We start from the raw sequence: 3,385 nt of genomic DNA on the forward strand, positions 1-3,385 counted from the left end.
GCCGATGCCGGGGATCACCGCGGACCGCAGCGGCGGCACGGAGCGCTGGCCGCCGCGCGGGCGGGACAGCGGCTCGTCGCGCCGAGTGGTGGGAGCGGGGGCGGGGGCGTCCTCGCCCGTCTCGTCGCCCTCGTCCTCGCGCGGCACGGACTCCCGCTCGCCCCGGCGGCGGCGGAGCGCCTCGAGCAGGTCGGCGGTCTCGTTCAGCTCGGCCTGCGCGACGCGCGCCGGCTGCTGCGTGCCCGCGGGGTGGTTGCCCTGGCGCCCGAGGTGCGAGACGGACGCACCCTCGTCGCGGCGGGGGGCCTCCCACGCCTGGGGCGCGGTGTCCTGCGTGCTCGACGCCGTCGGCTCGGGCAGGCGGAACGCGCCGCTGTCGAAGCGCGTCACGCCGTCCTCCTGGTGCGTGTCCGCGGCCTCGGGCGGCAGCGCGCGGAGGCGGGGGATGAGGGCGCCGCGGATCTCGCCCTGCTGCGAGAGCGTGATCGCCTCGTTGTTCGCGGGAGAGAGGGCGTGCTTCTTGGCGTCGTACGACCAGCGCGCGTCGTGGTCGATGTCCTCGCTGGTGAAGGCGACCTTGACGATCCAGCCGCCGAGCTGCTCCTTCCAGCTGCTCCAGCGCACGTCCTTCGCGCCGAGGGACTCGAGGCGCTCCTCGATGACCTGGCCGAACAGGGTGCCCTGCCCCATCGGGTCGACCTCGATGGCGGTGTGCACGGGGACCTTCATGGCGCTGCGCACCACGTGCTCGCGCTCCGCGACCACCGGGCCCTCGAACTTCCGGACGTAGTCGACGGATGCGCCGGTCTCCCGCGCGACGTCCTCGGCGCTCATGCCCTGGCGGATGAACGACTGGATGATGCGCGGCGCGGCCTTCCGCGTCTGGCCGCCGTCGGCGGACTGGCGGCGGAGCGCCGAGCGGAACGAGTCGTCCATCACGAGACGGTGCCGTTCACCGCCCGCGGTCTCGACGACGAGGGCGCCGTCCTCGACTCCGACGATTTTCAGATCCTGCATGGGTTCCACGCCTCTCGCGCTCACTGGACGATTCACGATGGCACGACTCGGCCCCTCTTCCGGGGAATACGCGTGGCGCGCCGCGACTTGGGTCCGACGAGAGCGCCGGAGGGCGGGATCGACGGCCCGGGACGCAGGTTGTTTGTGCGCGAACGGTGTACCGTGTGACTCCGCATCCGCGGCCCGGACACGGGCCGGCTCCCCGCATCCAAACCGCCGATCAGGGCCCCCGGAAGGGGTCCGCTGACGGTTTGCTATCCGGATGCGATTCATGCAAACTGTGCCCGCCGATTCCGTTCGGCGGTTATTCGAGAAGTGGACAGGAATGGCAACTGATTACGACGCCCCGCGCAAGACGGAGGACGACTCCGACTCGATCGAGGCTCTGAAGGAGCGCGTCCCGGACCGCATGTCCGGGGTCGTGGACGTCGACGATGCCGACAACCCCGGGAGCTTCGACCTCGCCGGAGCCGACCTCTCCGACCTCGAGCTCGAGACGGTCGTCCTCCCGCCCCAGGCCGACGAGTTCACCTGCGTGAGCTGCTTCCTCGTGAAGCACCGCTCGCAGATCGACCACCAGGAGAAGCTCGGCCCCATCTGCCAGGAGTGCGCCGCGTAGAGCGACGCCGGGCGAGAGCCCTAGAGGCCGTGCGCCTCACCGCACGTCATGATCGCCGTGATCCTCGGATCGCGGCGATCAGTCGTTCCGGGGTCCGCGTGGACAGCAGCCAGTACGGCGCGGGGTCCGTCGCGTCGAGGAGCGGCACCCGCACCACCGGGTCCACCCACCCGCGGATCACGAGGTAGGCGCGGGCGTGCAGGCGCGTGCCGCGCTCGGCGGTCGCCTCCGCGCCGCGGAACCCCTCGGGATCGCCGAGCTGGTCGACGTCGATCGAGGCGCGTCCCGCGCGGAGCCGCCCGTCGACCACCTCGATCACCGGGCTCGTGAGCACCAGGATCGCGACGACGCCCGCGTACAGCACGATCGCGACGATCACACCGGCGAGCACGCTGATGGGGAGGAACACGAGCAGGCTCGCGGGGATGACGAGGGCGGTGGCGACGAAGAGCCAGGGAGCCGGCCACAGCCGCTCCCGGTAGGGGGACGCTTGCATGCGTCCATTCGATCAGATTCCTGCACTAGCCTTCGACCGTGCCCGATCCCGTCGACGTCCTCATCGCGGGCGACGCCCCGATCCCGGCCTACGCGCATCCCGGCGACGCCGGGGCCGACCTCGTGAGCGCCGAGTCCGTGCGCCTCGCACCGGGCCAGCGCGCCACGATCGGCACGGGCGTCTCGATCGCCCTCCCGGACGGCTACGCCGCGTTCGTCCTGCCTCGCAGCGGCCTCGCGGCGCGTCACGGCATCACGATCGTGAACGCACCCGGCACCGTCGACGCGGGATACCGCGGCGAGATCCGGGTCACCCTCCTCAACACCGACGCCGAGGCCGCGTACGATGTCGCGGTCGGCGACCGCATCGCGCAGTTCGTCGTCATGCCGGTCAGCCGGGTGCGGTTCGTGCCCGTCGAGAAGCTGCCCGGGAGCCACCGCGGCTCGGGGGGCTTCGGCTCCACGGGCACCGGCGCCCTCCCCGCCCGAGACCCAGGAGACCGAACATGACCGACGAGAACGCGAACCAGCCGGACGACGCCGCCCTCGCGGACGACGCCGAGCACGTCCTGGACGCCAAGTCCGCCCCCGACGACCGCGCCGACGAGGGCCCGCTCGACGAGACCGAGGCCAACCCCGTCCGTCCCTACGTGGACCTCGGCGGGATCAAGATCCTCCCGCGCGAGGGCCTGCACCTCCGCCTCGAGGTCGCGGAGGGGACCCAGCAGGTCGTCGCGATCGGCCTCGACTACGCCGAGTCCAGCCTGCAGGTGCAGCCCTTCGCGGCCCCGCGCTCCAGCGGGCTGTGGCACGAGATCCGGACGACGATCGGGGAGCAGATCCAGCGGCAGGGCGGCACGACGCGCCTGGCCGACGGGCCGTTCGGCCCCGAGCTCCACGCAGTGATCCCGGTGGTGCAGCAGGCCGGCCAGCCGGCGGCGACCACGCGCGACGCCCGCTTCATCGGCGTGGACGGCCCGCGCTGGTTCCTGCGCGGCGTCATCACCGGCCGCGCGGTGTCCGACCCCGATGCCGCAGCCGCCGTCGAGGACCTGTTCCGCAGCGTCGTCGTGGTGCGCGGATCCTCGCCCATGCCGCCGCGCGACCTCATCCCGCTCAAGATGCCCGCCGCACAGGTCGGCACCACCCCGGGCGCGGCTCCCGCCGGCGAGAGCCCGGCCCCCGCGCTGGGCTCCTGAGCGTGACGGGGGAGGGCCCGGGCGACGACGCCTCGTCGCCCGGCGACGCACCGCG

The 3,385-nt window shown here is 73.0% G+C and carries 5 protein-coding genes; 3 read left to right on the plus strand and 2 right to left on the minus strand.

Features of this window, described 5'->3' with window-relative positions; translation table 11 throughout:
- Positions 1-1,017: septation protein SepH (gene sepH, locus DZG00_RS13695; protein ID WP_147360013.1), on the minus strand; the 1,017-nt coding region annotated here is incomplete at its 3' end.
- 325 nt (positions 1,018-1,342) lie between these two features.
- On the opposite strand from sepH, the gene DZG00_RS13700 reads away from it, so the two are divergent.
- Positions 1,343-1,636: a DUF4193 domain-containing protein gene (locus DZG00_RS13700; protein ID WP_012038342.1), complete on the plus strand. Its 294-nt coding sequence runs from the start codon at positions 1,343-1,345 to the stop codon at positions 1,634-1,636.
- Between the two features lie 46 nt (positions 1,637-1,682).
- Here DZG00_RS13700 and DZG00_RS13705 read toward each other — a convergent pair whose 3' ends face one another.
- Positions 1,683-2,132, minus strand: coding sequence for a DUF3093 domain-containing protein (locus DZG00_RS13705; protein ID WP_119382904.1), 450 nt, complete (start codon positions 2,130-2,132; stop codon positions 1,683-1,685).
- Positions 2,133-2,170: 38 nt separating this feature from the next.
- On the opposite strand from DZG00_RS13705, the gene dut reads away from it, so the two are divergent.
- Together dut and DZG00_RS13715 are read left to right on the plus strand one after the other, a co-directional pair.
- Positions 2,171-2,641 (plus strand): dUTP diphosphatase, encoded by a 471-nt coding sequence (dut, locus tag DZG00_RS13710; RefSeq protein WP_119382905.1) that lies wholly within the window; start codon positions 2,171-2,173, stop codon positions 2,639-2,641.
- On the plus strand, positions 2,638-3,330 hold the full coding sequence (locus tag DZG00_RS13715; RefSeq protein WP_119382906.1) for a DUF3710 domain-containing protein: 693 nt from the start codon (positions 2,638-2,640) through the stop codon (positions 3,328-3,330). The genes dut and DZG00_RS13715 overlap by 4 nt, the downstream gene beginning before the upstream one ends.
- Positions 3,331-3,385: the final 55 nt, after the last annotated feature.

This window comes from Clavibacter lycopersici, from assembly GCF_003576405.1.
GTDB classification, from domain to species: domain Bacteria; phylum Actinomycetota; class Actinomycetes; order Actinomycetales; family Microbacteriaceae; genus Clavibacter; species Clavibacter lycopersici.